We start from the raw sequence: 17,489 nt of genomic DNA on the forward strand, positions 1-17,489 counted from the left end.
GAGCTGGGCCTGCGCAGCGTCCACCTCAGCGTGCAGCCGGTCGCGGCCCAGCAGCGGCACACTCAGCGTCAAGGGTCCGAGTGACCAGGTGTCCACCGTGGCGCTGATGCCCGCGGCGCGCACCCGGTTGACCATGAGGTTGCCCGACAGGCTGAGGCTGGGCCGCAGCGCGGCCTGGGCCAGGCCCACCGCCTGCGCGGCAGCCACCCACTGGCGCTGCGCACGGTAGACATCGGGGCGTTGGCGCAGCAAATCGGCCGGCACGCCCGGCACCTGCAGCAACGGGTCGGCCGGGGTCTCCCACCGGGGCGCCTGTGCGAGCCCTGCGCGCAATGTGGGCTCGGGCACACCGGTCAGCGCGGTCAGAGATTTGAGCTGGCGTTCGCACAACTCACCCCATTGCGCCAGACGCCCGGCACTTTCGGCCGCGCTGGCACGCGCCAGTGCGGCCACGGCCGGTGCGGTCAGGCCCGCTTTCTCGGTGATGCCGTTGGCGTCGGCGGTGCGCTGGCGTGAGTCGCTGTCGGCGCGGGCCACCGCCAGTTGCTCGCGGCACAAACGCAGACCAAAGTAGACCTGTGCCGTTTCGGCCGCCACCAGCACACGGGCCTCGTGCCAACCCGCGCCGGCCGCGTCCTGCTGCGCCTGGGCCGCCGACACGCGCGACACATCTTCACCCCACAGCGCGATGGCCCACGAGGCTTGCGCGCCCGCGCTCAGCACGGTGGCCACCGGCGTGGTGGGGTCGGTGAAAGCGCGGCTGCCGCTGAGCACACCCGCCACCTGGGGTCGGCCCTGTTGTTCCGCACCCGCCAGCGCCGCACGCGCGGCAAACACCTGGGCGCGCGCAGACGCAACGCTGGGGCTGCGCCGCTGCGCCTGGGCGATCCAGTCAGTGAGCAACGGGTCGTTGAAACGCGACCACCAGGCTGTCAAATCCTGCGGCGTGCCCTGGTGTGGCAACGTGGGTGCCCACCACGTGGCGGGCAGCTCGACCGGCGCGAGCTGCGGTGGGGGCGGCGTGGCGCAAGCGGTCAGCGCCAGCGCCACCACCGGGCCCAGGCAAACCCGAAAAAGCGGATGGGCGGGCAGTTGCATGGTGTACGGCTCAGTCGTCTTCCTGCGGCAAGCCCGGAAAAAGCACCTCGTTGAAGCCAAACTGGCTGAAGTCGCGCACCCGCATGGGGTAGAGTTTGCCGATCAGGTGATCACACTCGTGCTGTGCGACACGCGCGTGAAAGTCGCTCACCGTCCGGTCGATGGGATGCCCCATTTCGTCGAACCCGGTGTAGCGGATGTGCCGCCAGCGCGGCACCACGGCGCGCAAGCCCGGCACCGACAGGCAGCCTTCCCAATCGCTGGCCTCGTCCTGCCCCAGCGGCGTGATGACGGGATTGATCAACACCGTGGGCGGCACCGGCTCGAACCGGGGGTAGCGCGGATTGACCTGGCCGGTGCCAAAAATGACCACCTGCAGATCGACACCGATCTGAGGTGCGGCCAGACCGGCGCCACTGACAGCGGCCATGGTGTCGCGCATGTCGGCGATGAGGGCGTGCAGCTCGGGCGTGTCGAACGCGGTGACGGGCTGTGCGATGCGCAACAGGCGCGGATCGCCCATTTTGAGAATCGTGTGAATGGCCATGGCGGGGCAACGGGCACAAAGGCATCAAGAATATCACTGTCACCGCCCGCACACGGTCGCCCCAGCAGACACAGGCACAATCGCCCCATGCCGGAGACCCCTCCCCCCATGGCCCCAACTCGGGCGGTGCCGTCGCCTTTGTCGGCCGTGCGTCGGGGCCTGTACCTGGCGCTCGCGTTGGTGTCGCTTTTGCTGGGCGTGGTGGGTGCGTTTCTGCCTGTGCTGCCCACCACACCTTTTGTGCTGCTGGCGGCTTGGGCGGCCGCGCGCAGTTCACCCAGGCTGCTGCAATGGCTCGAAAACCACACCGTGTTTGCCCCCATGATCCGCGACTGGCGCCGAGGGGGCGTGGTCAGCCGGCGCGCCAAGTGGATGGCCACCCTGATGATGGCCGCGTCGGGCGCCTACCTGTTGTGGTCGTCACACCCGCGCTGGGCCGCGTGGCTGGCCATTGCCTGTATGGCAAGTGTTGCCACCTGGCTCTGGCGGCGACCTGAAAAGCCGCCCACGCTTTGAGCCGGGTCAGGGCGTGGTCGTGGGCAACAAGGCCCGCATGCCCGCCTCATCGAGCACGGCCACACCCAGCTCCTGCGCTTTGGCCAGCTTGCTGCCGGCTTCGGCACCGGCCACCAGGTAATCGGTTTTTTTGCTCACCGAACCGGCCACCTTGGCGCCAGCCGCTTCCAGCAAGGCCTTGGCCTCGTCGCGGCCCAAGGTGGGCAAGGTGCCGGTGATGACAAAGGTTTTGCCGGCCAGCGGCAAGGCCTCGCGCGGGGCGGGCGCCCCTTCGGGCCAGGTGAGGCCACAGGCGCGCAACTGTTCCACCACTTCACGGTTGTGCGGCTGTTGAAAAAACGTGTGGATGCTCTGCGCCACCACCGGCCCCACGTCCGCCACCTCGGTCAGTTGCTCCAGCGATGCGTCCATCACGGCGTCGAGCGCGCCAAAGTGGCGCGCCAAGGCCTTGGCGGTGGCTTCGCCCACATGGCGTATGCCCAAGCCGAACAGGAAACGCGGCAAGGTGGTCTGTTTGCTGGCTTCCAACGCGGCCAACATGTTCAGCGCCGACTTGTCGGCCATGCGCTCCAGCGTCGCCAGGGCATTGAGGCCCAGGCGGTACAGGTCGGGCAGCGTCTTGACCACGCCGCCATCCACCAGTTGATCGACCAGCTTGTCGCCCAGGCCTTCGATGTCCAGCGCCCGCCGCTGCGCGAAATGCAGCAAGGCCTGCTTGCGTTGAGCGCTGCAGAACAAACCACCGGTGCAGCGGTGGTCGGCCTCGCCCTCCTCCCGCACCGCCGCGCTGCCACACACGGGGCAGCACGCGGGCATGGTGAACTCAGCCGCGCCCTCGGGGCGCTTGTCGGGCAACACGCCCACCACCTCGGGAATGACGTCGCCGGCGCGGCGCACGATGACGGTGTCGCCCACACGCACATCCTTGCGGCGAGCCTCCAGTTCGTTGTGTAGGGTGGCGTTGGTGACCGTGACACCGCCCACAAACACCGGCGCGAGCTTGGCCACCGGCGTGAGCTTGCCGGTGCGGCCCACCTGCACGTCGATGGCAAGTACCGTGGTGAGCTGTTCCTGCGCTGGGTATTTGTGGGCCACGGCCCAGCGCGGTTCGCGGGTCTTGAAGCCAAGTTGCTGCTGCAAAGCCAGTGCGTTGACCTTGTAGACCACACCGTCGATGTCGAAAGGCAGGCTGTCGCGTTTGGCGCCGATGGCGGCGTGAAATGCGACCAGCCCATCAGCGCCCAGCACCACGGCGCGGTCGGCACACACCGGCAGGCCCATGGCGGCAAAGGCGTCGAGCAAGGCGCCGTGGGTGGGCGGCAGAGCCCAACCCTGCACTTCACCCAGTCCGTAGGCGAAAAAACTCAGTGGCCGCTGTGCCACCAGGGCCGGATCGAGCTGGCGGATGGCGCCTGCGGCGGTGTTGCGTGGGTTGATGAAGGTTTTGTCGCCCCTCTGACGCTGGCGTTCATTGAGCGCCTCGAAGTCGTCGCGGCGCATGTACACCTCGCCGCGCACTTCGAGCACCTCGGCGTCCACCCCATGCAAACGCAAAGGGATTTGCCCGATGGTGCGCACGTTCTGTGTCACGTCCTCACCCGTTTCACCATCGCCGCGTGTGGCGGCCTGCACCAGCACGCCATGCTCGTAGCGCAGGTTCATTGCCAGGCCGTCGAATTTCAGCTCTGCGGCGTACTCGATGGGGGGCGCATCGTCGGCCAGCTTGAGCGCGTTGCGCACGCGGATGTCGAAGTTGCGTGCACCCTCGGGCGAGGTGTCGGTTTCGGTGTCGATGGACAACATGGGCACGGCGTGGCGCACCGGCGTCAGGCCATCGAGCACCTTGCCCAACACGCGTTGGGTGGGCGAGTCGGGCGTCAGCAACTCAGGGTGTTCGGCTTCCAGCGCCTGCAATTCCCGGAACAGCCGGTCGTACTCGGCATCGGGGATTTGCGGGTCGTCCAGCACGTAGTAGCGGTGGGCGTGGTGCTGCAACTGGGCGCGCAGTGCGGCGGCGCGCTCAGCCGGGGTGGGCTGAGCGGCAAACAGGTCGTCTTGCATCGCGATCAGGAAAAGAGTCGCCGGGCTTGGGGTGACCCGGCTGACAGGTCGTGCGCGTCGAGTGCGTCGTACAGGCCTTCGAGGTCGGCGCCAATGCGGTCCATGAGTTCTTGCGCCAGCGGTTGGCCGTTGTCGTCGGTCACCACACCGTCCATGGCGGTGGCCAGTTCGGCGGCGGCTTCGCGCATGCGCTGGTAAGGGCGCTCGCTGCGGGCCACATGGGCCACATCCAGCGACAGGCTGACCTCACGCAGGGCACTTTGTTCGGGGTCTTCCGCCAGGGCGGCCTGGGTGTCGAACTGCAGGCTCAGGATGGGCGCACTGTCCACCTCGCCCGGCAACACCATGCGGCCAGGCAGGGCGCCGGGCACAAACCCCAGGCGCGCGGCACTTTGGGTGACGTAGCCCGGGCTCCAGGCGGCGCGGCGCGCCCGCAGCATGAAGCCCAGTTGGGCATCGTGTGTGCTGGCAAACTGGTCGAGCTCGCGCGCACGCGCCACCTCTTCCCGCATGTCGGGAAACTCGGGGGTAGCGCCCAACACGTCGGCAAAGGCCTGCGTTTTGACCACGTACTCGGAAAACTCGATGTCGTTGAGCGCACCCGCACGGTTGGCCAGTTGAACGCCGGCCTGCAGGGCCTGGTATCGCTGGCCGGCACGGGGCACTTCCCATTCGTCGGTGGCTGTGTTCAAGCCCTCGACGGCAAAGGGTTTGGTGCCCACGCGGCGCGAACGGGGCAAGGCGGCCAGCACCGCGTCGCCCGACACCACCGCGTCCAGGGCCAGTGGCGCGATCACGTCGATCAGCGGGTCCAGGCGCAGGCGCTTGTCGGCCTGGGGCGCCGTGGGCAGCGGCGGCACCGTGTCACCCGCTTCCAGCGAGGGCGCCACACCCTCGCCGTCCGAGCCGTCCAGCACGGGCTCGATGCGCTGGCTGTTGTCGGCACTGGCCGGCGTGGTGATCTCGCGCTGGGCCGCTTTGCGCGAGGTGCTCTGGCGTGTGACCCAGGCGTTGTAGGCCATGACGGCGGCCAGGATCAGCAGGCCAATGACGATGAGGCTGAGTTGCAAGGTGCTCATGTGTCGATGCTTTTCAGGATTCCATGAGGCTGTTGGCGGCTTCCATGTCCACCGCCACGATGCGTGACACGCCCTGTTCCTGCATGGTCACGCCAATCAGTTGCTCGGCCATTTCCATGGCGATCTTGTTGTGGCTGATGAACAGGAACTGGGTGCCCTTTTTGCTCATGCTGGTGACGAGCTTGGCGTAGCGCTCGGTGTTGGCGTCGTCCAGCGGCGCGTCCACCTCGTCCAGCAAACAGAAGGGCGCGGGATTGAGCTGGAAAATGGCGAACACGAGCGCGATGGCGGTGAGCGCCTTTTCTCCCCCCGACAGCAGGTGGATGGTCTGGTTCTTTTTGCCCGGCGGTTGGGCCAGCACCTGCACGCCGGCATCCAGAATTTCTTCGCCGGTCATCACCAGCTTGGCGTTGCCGCCGCCAAACAGCTCGGGGAACATGCGGCCAAAGTGCTCATTGACGGTGTTGAAGGTGTTGCCCAGCAAGTCGCGGGTTTCGGCGTCGATTTTCTTGATCGCGTCTTCCAGCGTGCCGATGGCGTCGAGCAAATCGGTCATCTGCGCATCGAGGAAGCCTTTGCGTTCGCGGGCGGCCGTCAATTCATCGAGCGCGGCCAGGTTGACCGCGCCCAGCGCCGCGATCTCGCGGTTGAGGCGGTCGATCTCGCTCTGTAAACCCGTCAGGCGCACGCTGTCGGCTTCGATGCTGGCGGCCACGGCAGCGAGGTCGGCGTTGGCCTCCAGCAGCAGCTGGGCGTACTGCTCGATGCCCAGCTTGGCCGCCTGCTCTTTGAGCTGGAACTCGGTGATGCGCGCGCGCAGCGGGTCCAGCGCGCGTTCGGTTTGCAAGCGGCGCTCCTCGCTGGCGCGCAGCTCGGCGGTGAGGTCGTCGTACTGGCTGCGCTGGGTGGCGAGGGCCTGCTCGCGCTCCATCTTCATGTTCAGCGCGTCTTGCAGGCCGCCTTGGGCGGCGGCATCGCTCAGGCGCGACAACTCGTCGCGGGCGCGCTGGTCTTCGTCGGTCAGCGCGGTGATTTGCTGGCGCGCGGTGTCCACCGCACGCTCCAGTTCGGCACGCCGGGCTTGCAAGCTGCGTTGTGAAAAGGTGGCTTCTTGCGCCTGGCGCTCCAGCGCACGCAGTTGCTCGCGGGCCTGGCCCAGCTTGCGTTCGGCCTCAATCACTGCATCGTCGAGCTGGCTGTGGCGCTCCTGGCTGTCGGCCAGTTGCATGTCCAACTCTTCAAAGCGTGCTTCGGCGGCCAAACGGCGTTCCTGCAGGTCTTCAAGCTGGGCATCGATTTCAGCCATGTCGCCCGCGATCTGCTCGCGCCGGGCGCGGGCCTGCTCGCTCAGCTGGCGCAGGCGCAGCACCTCCACCTGCAGCTCGTGCACACGGCCCTGGCCTTCGGTCGCTTCGCGCCGCGCGCTGACCAGGCGCTGGGAGGCGTCGGCATACGCGGCTTCGGCGCGGGTCAACGCGGTGCGGGCTTCGTCTTCCAGCAGCACCTGGGCGCGCTGGCTTTTTTCGAGGTTTTCAATTTCCTGGGCGCGGGCCAGCAGGCCGGCCTGCTCCGAATCGGGGGCGTAAAAGCCCACGCTGTGGGCGGTCACCACGTGGCCGCTGGCCACAAACACCTGCTGCCCGGGCGCCAACTGGGCGCGCTGGGCCAGGGCGTCTTCGAGGCTGGGCGCGGTGAGGCAGCCGTGCAGCCACTCCTCCAGCAGGGACTGCAAGCCGGCGTCGTTCAAGCGCAGTTTGGCCGCCAAGGGCGTGAACCCGGCCACGCTGGCCTGGGTGGGTGCGGCACCGCTGGGTGGGCTGTAGAACACCAGCTTGGCCGGCGGCGCGTCTTGTGCCTGGTGGCCGAGGAAACCCCGCACCATGTCCAGGCGCGACACCTCCAGCGCGCCCATGCGTTCGCGCAGCGCGGCTTCCAGGGCGTTTTCCCAGCCGGTTTCGATGTGCAGCTTGCTCCACAACCCGGCCATCCCCTCCAGCCCGTGCTGGGCCAACCAAGGGCGCAACTTGCCGTCGGTCTTGACCTTCTCCTGCAAGGCCTTGAGTGCCTCCAAACGTGCCGACAAGTCAGCCAGGCGGGCCGATTCGCTGTTGAGCGTTTGCTGGCGGCTGCGCCGCAGATCGTCCAGACCGGGCACCTGTTCTTGCAATTCGTGCAGGCGGGCATCGGCCTCTTCCTGTATGGCCTGGGCCGCCTGCCACTGCTCTTCCAGCTGGTGCAAGCGGGCCTCGTCGGGTGCAGCCAGAGCGTTCTTGTCCGCGTTGAGGCGCTCGCGCCGCGTGTTCAAACCGCGCGACTGTTCTTCAATGCTGCGCTGCTCGGCCGCCAGCACCTGAATCTGCTGCTGCACCTGGGTGACGCTGGCGCGCTGCTCGTTGCTGCGCGCCTGCGCTTGCCGCAGCGCGTCTTCCAGGGCGGGGAGGCGTTGGGCTTCGTCTTCCAGCTGCGCGGCCAGGATTTCGGCCTGCTCCTCGGCTTGCTCGCCGGTGGCGGCGAGGTTCTCGATCTCGGCGGTGGCGTCGTCTTGCCGCGCCGCCCACTGGGCCATTTGTTCTTTGAGCTGCACCAGTCGCTGCTCCACCCGCTGCCGGCCTTCCACCACGTAGCGGATCTCAGCTTCCAGCTTGCCCACTTCGGCACTGGCCTCGTAGAGCTTGCCTTGTGCTTGGTTCACCTGGTCGCCAGCGGCGTAATGCGCCTGGCGCAGCGTTTCCAGCTCGGCTTCCACGTGGCGCAGATCGGCCACGCGCGACTCCAGCTCGTTCACGCCTTTGAGGCCTTCGGCCTGCACGCGCGCCAGCTCGGCCTCGGCGTCGCTGCGCTTCAAAAACCACAGCTGCTGCTGGCGCAGTGTCACCTGGTTGTTGAGCTGGTGGTAGCGCGCCGCCACCTCCGCCTGTTTCTCCAGCTTGTCGAGGTTGGCGTTGAGCTCGCGCAGGATGTCTTCGACGCGCGTCAGGTTTTCCCGCGTATCGTTCAAGCGGTTGGCGGTTTCGCGACGGCGCTCTTTGTATTTGGAAACACCGGCGGCCTCCTCCAGGAACAGGCGCAGTTCCTCGGGTTTGCTCTCGATGATGCGGCTGATGGTGCCCTGGCCGATGATGGCGTAGGCGCGTGGCCCCAGGCCGGTGCCCAGGAAGACGTCCTGCACGTCACGGCGGCGTACGGGCTGGTTGTTGATGTAGTAGCTGCTGGTGCCGTCGCGCGTGAGCACGCGCTTGACGGCGATTTCGGTGAACTGGTTCCATTGGCCACCGGCGCGGTGGTCGGCGTTGTCGAACACCAGCTCCACACTGGAGCGGCTGGCCGGTTTGCGGTGGTTGGTGCCGTTGAAGATCACGTCCTGCATGGACTCGCCACGCAACTCGCTGGCCTTGCTCTCGCCCAGCACCCAGCGCACCGCATCCATGATGTTGGACTTGCCACAACCGTTGGGCCCCACCACGCCCACCAGCTGCCCAGGCAGCATGAAATTGGTGGGTTCAGCGAAGGATTTGAAGCCCGACAGCTTGATGGAGTTGAGACGCACGGATGACCCTGTATCGGCGGGCGGAGCCTTAAGTTGCCCCGACAAGCCCTTGATTTTCTTCGAGAAACTGCCAGCCGCGCCCAGATGGCGCACGCCGCAGGAAACAGGATGTTAACTGAGCCTCTGCAGGGCACGCGGCGGGTCTGCCAGCGCCGGCACCCCTTCCTCGAACTGCGCCTGGGGCAGCGGCCGGCTGAAGAAGTAGCCTTGAAAGGTGCGGCAACCGTGCTGGTGCAAGAAGTCGCGCTGCGCGGCGGTCTCGACGCCTTCGGCCACCACGTCCAGCCCGAGGCTTTGGCCCAGGGCAATCACCGTGCGGGCGATGCTGGCGTCGTTCGGGCTGGTCAACAAGTCGCGCACAAACGACTGGTCGATCTTGATCTGGTCCAACGGCAGGCGCTGGAGCTGGCTCAGGGAAGAGTAGCCGGTGCCAAAGTCGTCCAGGGAAAACGACACACCCAGCTCGCGCAGGGCCTTCATCTTGCCGGTGACTTGCTCCACATCGTCCACCATCACACTTTCGGTCAGCTCCAGCTTGAGCTTGCGGGCCGGCGCGCCAGACGCGGCCAAGGCCTGGGCCACCTGCCGCACAAATTCGGGCTGGCGAAACTGCCGCGCACTGACGTTGACGGACAGCATCAGCCCCGCCAGATGAGGCATGGCCTGCCATTGGGCCAGCCGGGCGCAGGCCATCTCCAGCACCTGCAACCCCAAGCGCAGGATCAAACCGCTTTCTTCGCACGCCGGTATGAACGTGCCGGGCGACACCCAGCCGCGCTGCGGGTGGCGCCAACGCACCAGCGCCTCGGCACCCACCCAAGTGCCGTTGACGTCGCACTGCGGCTGGTAGTGAAGCTCGAACTGGCGCTGGTTCAGGGCCTCGCGCAAGGCCTGGTCCAGTTGTGCGTGCTCGACCACGGCGGCGTGCAGCTCCCGGTCGTAACGACGCAGGGATTGGGGGCCTGCGGCTTTGGCCGCGTAGAGCGCGATTTCGGCCCGTTGGAGCAGTTCGCTCACGCCGCCGTCGTGGCCATTGAACAGCACCAGACCCGCACTGCACAGGCATTCAAACACCCAGCCTTCGCTGTGGTGGGTGTAAGCCAATGCCTGCAACAGCCGGCTGGCCGCGCCGGTCGCTTCGTCCACCGCGATGGTTTCATCGCCTGCGCGGTGAGGCCCGAGCAAAACCACAAACTCATCGGCGCCCAGGCGGGCACACACACCGGCCGTGGCCAACTGCAGGCGCTGCGCAAAAGACCGCAAGAGCCGGTCGCCTTCCTGGTGCCCCCAGATTTCGTTGAGCGCCTTGAGGTTGTGGATGTCCAGCAGCAGCAAGCTGCTCCAGCCGCCATGGGCGCGCGTGTCGTCGATTCGGTTTTGCAGTTGCTCGCTCAGCCGAGCGCGGTTGGGCAGGCCGGTCAGCTCGTCGGAATAGGCCAGTTGTGCAATGCGGGCGGCGTCCAGGCGCCGCTGCTGGCGCGCACGTTGGTGGACGATGCCATAGGCCAGGTTGTCGGCCAATTCCATGAGCAAGGCCAGCTCCGAACGCCCCATGACCGACTGCACTTCCCCCCCCAGGAGGTTGAGCACCCCAAAGGTCTGCCCCGCATCGCGCAAGGGCAGAACCACCAGGCTGCGGTAGCCCAGGTTAAGCGACGCGTCCGCCATCACCAGCTCGTCGCGGTGTTGGGCCAGGTCGTCCATGACCACCGGTTCGCCGCTGCGGATCACCCGCCCCATCGGCCCTTGTCCACACGGGCCATCGGGGGCCCAAGACACGCGCAGCTCGCGCAGGTGGTTGGGGGGCTGCCCCGGCCAATCAACGATGCGGATGCTGCGGCCTTCGTCGTCACAGGCCATACACACCATCGCAAAGCGGTAGCCACCGATGTTCAAGGCGATGTCGGACACGCGCGCCAGCAGATCGGGTTCGTCCTGGCTGCGCACCAAGGCCTCGTTGCACGCGCTCAGCATGCGCTGCACCCGGCTCACGCGCGCCAGCTCACGTTCGGCGTTGCAGCGCTCGGTGATGTCATAGACCAGCACCAGCCGCGCGTTGCGGCCTTCGAACTCGATTTCGTCGGTCCAGACTTCCACATCCAGCGTCCGACCTGTGGCCGTGCGATGTTGGCCCACCAAGCCCTGAATGCGGTGGTACGGGGCGGTTTCGCGCATGACACGAGCGCGTTCCTCCGCAGACTGCTCAAACATCAGGTCGGCAGAGTGCAGCTGCAAAAAACGCGCTTCGTCGTACCCGTAAAGCTGGATGGCTGCGGGGTTGACGGCGATGATGCGCCGCTCCTCGAAGGTGGACACGTACATGGGCAGCGGATTGCGCTGAAACAGCAGGCGGTACTGCGCCTCAGAGCGCCGCAGGGTTTCGCCCACATGGTGCAACTGCAAGGTCATGCCCAGGGACTCGGCCGACAAAGCCGACTGCGCCAGTTCGGTGTCGGTGAAGGAATGGGCGGACGGGCGCCACATCAGGATCACGCCCACCGGCACACCGTCGCGCCGCAGCGGCGTCACGATGGCGTGCGCGTCAACGGCATTGTGGGCTTCGGTGCGCCCCGCCCGCCCCAGCGACAAGGCCCGGTCAATGAGCCCACGCACGGCCGGCAGCGCCATCGGGTTGGTGGCAACATCACCCGCCTGTGCAATGACCTGAGGGTGTGCGCCGCCCGCCAACAGCACCGCCGCACCGCTCACCCCGAACAAACGCAGGATGCGGTGGCAAGCGGCAGAAGCCAACTGCTGCAGACCGGGTTCACCGGCAAAGCCAGCGTCCCCGCTTCCCGGAACCAGACTCGCGCGCGCACTGTCCATAGCGCCCCCTGTTGTTTTAATTTTGTTTGACAATGACATCTTCGTGGTGTTTAGGCGCATCGTCAACAGGCAAAGCCCCAACGGCCATCCCGCCCGTGGCTGCCCGCCAAGCCACCCCAAGGCCACAGACGCCCTGCCGGATAATCCGCCGCATGAATCCCCAGCTGTCCCACCTCCAGCCCTACCCCTTCGAGCGGCTGCGCCAACTGTTTGCCGGCGTCACGCCCAGCGCCGCCCACCGGCCCATCAGCCTGGGCATTGGCGAGCCCAAACACGCCACGCCCGCGTTCCTCAAACAGGCTTTGTGTGACGCCATCAACGACCCGGCCGGCGGCCTGGCCGCCTACCCGGCCACCATCGGTACACCCGCGCTGCGTGCTTCCATGGCGGGCTGGATAGGGCGGCGGTATGGGCTGACGGTGGACCCGGTCACTCAGGTGTTGCCGGTCAACGGCTCGCGCGAGGCACTGTTTGCCCTCACGCAGGTGGTGGTGGACGCCTCCCGGCGGACGGCCGAGGGCCCCCCGCTGGTGGTGTGCCCCAACCCCTTCTACCAAATCTACGAGGGCGCAGCCCTGTTGGCCGGCGCCCAGCCGTGGTACGCCAACAGCGACCCGTCGCGCAACTTCGGCATCGATTGGGCGGCGGTGCCCGAATCGGTGTGGGCGCGCACGCAGTTGTTGTTCGTGTGCTCCCCCGGCAACCCCACCGGCGCGGTGATGCCGCTGGACGAATGGAAACTGCTGTTTGAGCTGAGCGACCGCTACGGTTTTGTGATCGCCTCGGACGAGTGCTACAGCGAAATCTACTTTCGCGAGGAAGCGCCGCTGGGCGGTCTGGAAGCGGCGGCACAACTCGGCCGAGCCGATTTCAAAAACCTCATCGCCTTCACCAGCCTGTCCAAGCGCAGCAACGTGCCCGGCCTGCGCAGCGGTTTTGTGGCCGGCGACGCGGCACTCATCAAGGCATTTGGCCTGTACCGCACCTACCACGGGTGCGCCATGAGCCCGGTGGTGCAGACCGCCAGCATCACCGCCTGGGACGACGAAGACCATGTGGTGGACAACCGCCGCCAGTACCGCGAAAAGTTCGCCCGCGTGACGCCCATGCTGGCCGAGGTGCTGGACGTGCGATTGCCCGACGCCGGCTTTTACCTGTGGGCAGGCGTGCCCGCGCACTTCCACCGGCCTGACACCGGCCTCAGCGCAGACGAGTTGTTCGCCCGCGACCTGCTGGCTCAATACAATGTGACCGTGCTCCCGGGCAGCTACCTCGCGCGCACCGCTTTGGGCGTCAATCCGGGCACCAACCGCGTTCGCATGGCCCTGGTGGCTGAAACCGCCGAATGTGTGGAAGCTGCCGAACGGATTGCCGCCTTCTGCCGCCAAGGCTGACCCACGCTCAACGCTTTACTCTCAACGCCAACTCAACATGACCCAACAACTGCAGCAGATCATCGACACCGCCTGGGACAACCGCGCCAGCCTCTCGCCCACCTCCGCCCCCAAAGAGGTGGTGGACGCCGTGGAGCAGGTGATCTCGCAACTCAACGTGGGCCAGCTGCGCGTGGCCACCCGCCAAGCCGTGGGCCAGTGGACGGTGCACCAGTGGATCAAGAAGGCCGTGTTGCTGTCGTTCCGCCTCAACGACAACGCCGTGATGAAAGCCGGTGAGCTGGCCTTTTTCGACAAGGTCAAAACCAAGTTCGCCCACCTGAGCGAAGACGAAATGAAGGCCACCGGCGTGCGTGTGGTGCCACCGGCCGTGGCCCGCCGTGGCAGCTACATTGCCAAGGGCGCCATCCTCATGCCCAGCTACGTCAACATCGGCGCTTACGTGGACGAAGGCACCATGGTGGATACCTGGGCCACCGTGGGCAGCTGCGCACAAATTGGCAAAAACGTGCACCTCAGCGGTGGCGTGGGCATTGGTGGCGTGCTGGAGCCACTGCAGGCCGGCCCCACCATCATCGAAGACAACTGCTTCATCGGCGCCCGCTCCGAGGTGGTCGAGGGTGTGGTGATCGAAGAAAACTCGGTGCTGGGCATGGGCGTGTACATCGGCCAGAGCACCCCCATCTTCAACCGCGACACCGGTGAGACCATCTATGGTCGCGTGCCCAGCGGCAGCGTGGTCATCAGCGGCAACCTGCCGAAGAAGACCAAGTCGGGCCAGGACTACAGCACCTACGCGGCCATCATCGTGAAGACGGTGGACGCCCAAACCCGCTCCAAGACCAGCCTGAACGACCTGCTGCGCGATTGATTGCGCGGCAATGACGAATGACCTCGCTTCGCGTCGATGACAAATGAATTCGGCGTTGTGTCATTTGTCATGGCAGGCGCAGCCGCCGGTCATTTGTCATCGTAGGAGAAACCCATGAGCACCCCGAACGGCACTGGCACCATGGAGCGCATCCTCCGGCTGATGGCGGAGAAAAAAGCGTCCGACGTTTACATGTCGGCGGGCTCGCCCGTGCAGATCAAGATCAACGGCGTCACCCAGTCCATCAATGGCCAGGTGTTGCCGGCCGATGCGCCCCGGGCGCTGCTGGCCGAGGTGCTGTCCGAAGACCACATGGACGAGCTGGCGCGCACGGGCGAGCTCAACATGGCCCACGCCCTGCCGGGTGTGGGGCGCTTCCGTATCAGCGGCATGCGCCAGCGCGGCACCTATGCGGTGGTGATCCGCTACATCCAGACCGAGGTGCCCAAACTCGACGCGCTGGGCGTGCCCGAAATCCTCAAAGAGATGATCCTGGCCAAGCGGGGGCTGGTGCTCATGGTCGGCTCCACCGGTGCGGGCAAAAGCACCACGCTGGCGGCCATGCTGGACCACCGCAACGAGAACATGTCCGGGCACATCTTGACGGTGGAAGACCCGATGGAGTACCTGTTCCGCAACAAGAAGTCCATCGTCAACCAGCGCGAGGTGGGCACCGACACCGCCTCGCTCCACGTGGCGCTGAAAAACGCGCTGCGCCAAGCGCCTGACGTGATCATGATCGGCGAAATCCGCGACCGCGAGACCATGTCGGCCTCCATCGCCTACGCGCAATCGGGCCACCTGTGCCTGGCCACGCTGCACGCCAACAACAGCTACCACGCGCTCAACCGCATCCTGAGCTTCTATCCCGTGGAAGTGCGCCCCACCCTGCTGGGCGACCTGGCGGCCTCGCTGCGCGGCGTCATCTCGCAACGGCTCTTGCGCACCGTGGACGGCAGCCGCGCGCCCGCCATGGAGGTGATGGTCAACACCAAACTGGTGCAGGAGTTGATCGAGAAGGCCGACTTCTCCGGCGTGCGCGAGGCCATGGAAAACTCCATGGCCGAAGGCTCTCAGACCTTCGAGGAGGACCTGGCGCGCCTCATCACCTCCGGCCGCATCGACCGCAAGGAAGGCCTGGCCTACGCCGACTCGCCCACCAACCTGCTGTGGCGCCTGCAGAACACCTTTGCCAAGGGCCCTCAGGCGGCGGCAGAACAAGCTGCCGAAGAGGCCGCCGCCGGCCCCTCCTTCACCGAGTTCTCGCTCGAAATCAAGCATTGAACAAGGCGTGGGGCCACCCGCGCGCTGAATGGACACCATGAGCTTTGAGACCCTGCGCCTGGGCGAGGCGCTGATCGCCCGCCCATCCGTGACGCCGCTCGATGCCGGCTGCCAGGCACTGATCACCGATCGCCTCAAACCCCTGGGCTTCGAGTGCGAAACCCTGGAGAGTGGCCCGGCCGATTTCCGCGTCACCAACCTCTGGGCCAAACGCACCGGCCGCGTGATGGCTGGCCAAGCCGCCCCGCTGCTGGTGTTTGCCGGCCACACCGACGTGGTGCCCACCGGCCCGTTGGCCCAGTGGCACAGCGACCCCTTTGTGCCCACCCACCGCAATGGCATGTTGTACGGACGCGGCGCCAGCGACATGAAAACCTCCTTGGCCGCCATGGTGGTGGCGGTGGAAGAATTCCTGGCCCAACACCCCGACCCCGCGTTGAGCATCGCCTTTTTGCTCACCAGCGACGAAGAGGGCCCGGCCAACGACGGCACCGTCATCGTCTGCGATGCCCTGAAGGCGCGCGGCGAAAAGCTGGACTACTGCATCGTCGGCGAGCCCACCTCGGTCGAGCGTGTGGGCGACATGGTCAAGAACGGCCGCCGAGGCACCATGAGCGGCAAGCTCACGGTCAAAGGCATCCAAGGCCACATCGCCTACCCGCACCTGGCCAAGAATCCGATCCACCTGCTCGCACCCGCCCTGGCCGAACTGGTGGCCACCGTGTGGGACAACGGCAACGGCTTTTTCCCGCCCACAAGCTGGCAGGTCAGCAACATCCACGGCGGCACCGGCGCGAGCAACGTCATCCCGGGCACCGTGGTGGTGGACTTCAATTTCCGCTTCAGCACCGAATCCACCCCCGAAGGCCTGCAGCAGCGCGTGCACGACATCCTGGCCCGCCACGGCCTGCAGCCCGGTGAGGGCTACGACCTCGCCTGGACCCTGGGCGGCCGCCCGTTCATCACGCCGCCCGGCACCCTGGTGGATGCGGTGCGCCACGCCATCCGGCTTGAAACCGGCCTGGAGACCGAACTCTCCACCACCGGCGGCACCAGCGACGGCCGCTTCATCGCCCAGATCTGCCCCCAAGTCATCGAACTCGGCCCCACCAACGCCACCATCCACAAAATCGACGAGTGTGTGCCGGTGGCCGAAATCGAGCCGCTGAAAAACATCTACCGCCGCGTGCTGGAAGCACTCGCCGCATGACACTCACCGAACTCATCGGCGTTGCCGAACAGCGCCTGCTGCAAGCGGGTGTCGCCTTTGGCCAAGGCACAACCAACGCCTTCGACGAAGCCGTGTGGCTGGTCCTGTGGCGCCTGGGCCTGCCGCTGGACGGCGACCTCGACGCCGAGGGCAACCGCCCCGTGACGGCGGACGAACAACAGCAGGTGTCGGCCCTCGTCGAGCAGCGCATCGCCACCCGCCAGCCTGCCGCGTACCTCACCCGCGAAGCCTGGCTCCAAGGCGTGTCGTTTTATGTGGACGAGCGCGTCATCATCCCCCGCAGCCTCATCGCCGAGCCCCTGGCCGATGGCACGCTGGACGCGTGGCTCAGCGCCGACACCCACCGCGTGCTTGACCTGTGCTCCGGCAACGGCAGCCTGGCCGTGCTGGCCGCCCTCGCCTGGCCTGAGGTGCAAGTCACCGGCGCCGACCTCTCGCCCGACGCCCTGGCCGTGGCACACATCAACGTGGACCGCCATGGCCTGCAAGGCCGCGTCACGCTGATCGAATCCGACGGCCTGAGCGCCTGCCCCGGCCCCTACGACCTCATCCTCTGCAACCCGCCCTACGTCAACGCCCAAAGCATGGCCGAACTGCCCGCCGAGTTCCGCGCCGAACCCGAACTGGCCCTGGCCGGTGGCAGCGATGGCATGGACTTCGTGCGCAACCTGCTGCGCGACGCGCCTTCACGCCTCTCACCCCACGGCGTGCTGGTGCTGGAAATTGGCCACGAGCGGACCTTCTTCGAAGCCGCCTTCCCCCACCTGCAGCCGGTGTGGCTGAGCACCAGCGCGGGGGATGATCAGGTGTTGTTGTTGACGGCCGAGGCGCTGCGGGGCTGAGCACCTTCAGAGGGCCAACAACACCCTATCCGAAGACGCCATGATCGCTGCCACCGCCAAAACCCACGGCCTGACGGTGGTGACGCGCGACGTGGCGGATTTCCGCGCGTTGGGGCTGCAGGTGCTCAACCCATTTGAGCCACGCTGACCCCATCCAGCCCCCCTGCGGCACAATCTAGGCTTCGCGTGCCGC

General features: G+C 66.6%; 12 protein-coding genes and 1 pseudogene. 7 read left to right on the plus strand and 6 right to left on the minus strand.

Features of this window, described 5'->3' with window-relative positions:
* Together ACFQPB_RS20150 and def are read right to left on the minus strand one after the other, a co-directional pair.
* Positions 1 to 1,098: TolC family protein (locus ACFQPB_RS20150; protein WP_382227189.1), on the minus strand; the 1,098-nt coding region annotated here is incomplete at its 3' end.
* Positions 1,099 to 1,108: 10 nt separating this feature from the next.
* On the minus strand, positions 1,109 to 1,645 hold the full coding sequence (gene def, locus ACFQPB_RS20155) for a peptide deformylase (RefSeq protein ID WP_382227192.1): 537 nt from the start codon (positions 1,643 to 1,645) through the stop codon (positions 1,109 to 1,111).
* Between the two features lie 87 nt (positions 1,646 to 1,732).
* Between def and ACFQPB_RS20160 the strand changes: the two genes are divergently transcribed.
* The gene (locus ACFQPB_RS20160) at positions 1,733 to 2,161 is read left to right on the plus strand and encodes a YbaN family protein (protein ID WP_382227195.1); all 429 of its coding nucleotides are present in this window, start codon (positions 1,733 to 1,735) and stop codon (positions 2,159 to 2,161) included.
* A gap of 6 nt (positions 2,162 to 2,167) precedes the next feature.
* Here the strand turns inward: ACFQPB_RS20160 and ligA are convergent, their stop codons facing one another.
* The 4 genes from ligA to ACFQPB_RS20180 all read right to left on the minus strand — a co-directional run bounded on the left by ligA (position 2,168) and on the right by ACFQPB_RS20180 (position 11,674).
* Complete coding sequence (gene ligA, locus ACFQPB_RS20165; protein WP_382227198.1) at positions 2,168 to 4,222, minus strand: NAD-dependent DNA ligase LigA; 2,055 nt, start codon at positions 4,220 to 4,222, stop codon at positions 2,168 to 2,170.
* A 5-nt stretch (positions 4,223 to 4,227) separates the two neighbouring features.
* On the minus strand, positions 4,228 to 5,301 hold the full coding sequence (locus ACFQPB_RS20170) for a cell division protein ZipA C-terminal FtsZ-binding domain-containing protein (protein WP_382227201.1): 1,074 nt from the start codon (positions 5,299 to 5,301) through the stop codon (positions 4,228 to 4,230).
* A gap of 13 nt (positions 5,302 to 5,314) precedes the next feature.
* Positions 5,315 to 8,848, minus strand: coding sequence for a chromosome segregation protein SMC (smc, locus tag ACFQPB_RS20175; RefSeq protein WP_382227204.1), 3,534 nt, complete (start codon positions 8,846 to 8,848; stop codon positions 5,315 to 5,317).
* A gap of 111 nt (positions 8,849 to 8,959) precedes the next feature.
* Entirely contained in the window at positions 8,960 to 11,674 is a 2,715-nt protein-coding gene (locus tag ACFQPB_RS20180) for an EAL domain-containing protein (protein WP_382227207.1), read from the minus strand.
* A gap of 152 nt (positions 11,675 to 11,826) precedes the next feature.
* Between ACFQPB_RS20180 and dapC the strand changes: the two genes are divergently transcribed.
* The 6 genes and pseudogenes from dapC to ACFQPB_RS20210 form a co-directional block, all read left to right on the plus strand.
* Positions 11,827 to 13,068, plus strand: coding sequence for a succinyldiaminopimelate transaminase (dapC, locus tag ACFQPB_RS20185; RefSeq protein ID WP_382227210.1), 1,242 nt, complete (start codon positions 11,827 to 11,829; stop codon positions 13,066 to 13,068).
* A gap of 37 nt (positions 13,069 to 13,105) precedes the next feature.
* Positions 13,106 to 13,939, plus strand: a complete 834-nt coding sequence (gene dapD / locus ACFQPB_RS20190) for a 2,3,4,5-tetrahydropyridine-2,6-dicarboxylate N-succinyltransferase (RefSeq protein ID WP_382227213.1) — start codon at positions 13,106 to 13,108, stop codon at positions 13,937 to 13,939.
* Between the two features lie 114 nt (positions 13,940 to 14,053).
* Positions 14,054 to 15,223, plus strand: a complete 1,170-nt coding sequence (locus ACFQPB_RS20195) for a PilT/PilU family type 4a pilus ATPase (protein ID WP_382227216.1) — start codon at positions 14,054 to 14,056, stop codon at positions 15,221 to 15,223.
* Between the two features lie 37 nt (positions 15,224 to 15,260).
* The gene (gene dapE / locus ACFQPB_RS20200; RefSeq protein ID WP_382227219.1) at positions 15,261 to 16,433 is read left to right on the plus strand and encodes a succinyl-diaminopimelate desuccinylase; all 1,173 of its coding nucleotides are present in this window, start codon (positions 15,261 to 15,263) and stop codon (positions 16,431 to 16,433) included.
* Positions 16,430 to 17,296: a 50S ribosomal protein L3 N(5)-glutamine methyltransferase gene (gene prmB, locus ACFQPB_RS20205; protein ID WP_382227221.1), complete on the plus strand. Its 867-nt coding sequence runs from the start codon at positions 16,430 to 16,432 to the stop codon at positions 17,294 to 17,296. Before dapE ends, prmB begins: the two co-directional genes overlap by 4 nt.
* 16 nt (positions 17,297 to 17,312) lie before the next feature.
* Positions 17,313 to 17,444 (plus strand): annotated as a pseudogene (locus ACFQPB_RS20210) (PIN domain-containing protein); the annotation flags it as partial.
* Between the last annotated feature and the right edge of the window lie 45 nt (positions 17,445 to 17,489).

This window comes from Hydrogenophaga atypica (assembly GCF_042665215.1).
Taxonomy (GTDB): Bacteria; Pseudomonadota; Gammaproteobacteria; order Burkholderiales; family Burkholderiaceae_C; genus Hydrogenophaga; species Hydrogenophaga defluvii_A.

Excerpts from the sequence above, each read along its gene's own strand:
- def (WP_382227192.1), bottom strand. The coding sequence starts at position 1,645 with ATGGCCATTCACACGATTCTCAAAATGGGCGATCCGCGCCTGTTGCGC.
- ACFQPB_RS20160 (WP_382227195.1), top strand. The coding sequence starts at position 1,733 with ATGCCGGAGACCCCTCCCCCCATGGCCCCAACTCGGGCGGTGCCGTCG.
- ligA (WP_382227198.1), bottom strand. The coding sequence starts at position 4,222 with ATGCAAGACGACCTGTTTGCCGCTCAGCCCACCCCGGCTGAGCGCGCC.
- ACFQPB_RS20170 (WP_382227201.1), bottom strand. The coding sequence starts at position 5,301 with ATGAGCACCTTGCAACTCAGCCTCATCGTCATTGGCCTGCTGATCCTG.
- ACFQPB_RS20180 (WP_382227207.1), bottom strand. The coding sequence starts at position 11,674 with ATGGACAGTGCGCGCGCGAGTCTGGTTCCGGGAAGCGGGGACGCTGGC.
- dapC (WP_382227210.1), top strand. The coding sequence starts at position 11,827 with ATGAATCCCCAGCTGTCCCACCTCCAGCCCTACCCCTTCGAGCGGCTG.
- dapD (WP_382227213.1), top strand. The coding sequence starts at position 13,106 with ATGACCCAACAACTGCAGCAGATCATCGACACCGCCTGGGACAACCGC.
- ACFQPB_RS20195 (WP_382227216.1), top strand. The coding sequence starts at position 14,054 with ATGAGCACCCCGAACGGCACTGGCACCATGGAGCGCATCCTCCGGCTG.
- dapE (WP_382227219.1), top strand. The coding sequence starts at position 15,261 with ATGAGCTTTGAGACCCTGCGCCTGGGCGAGGCGCTGATCGCCCGCCCA.
- prmB (WP_382227221.1), top strand. The coding sequence starts at position 16,430 with ATGACACTCACCGAACTCATCGGCGTTGCCGAACAGCGCCTGCTGCAA.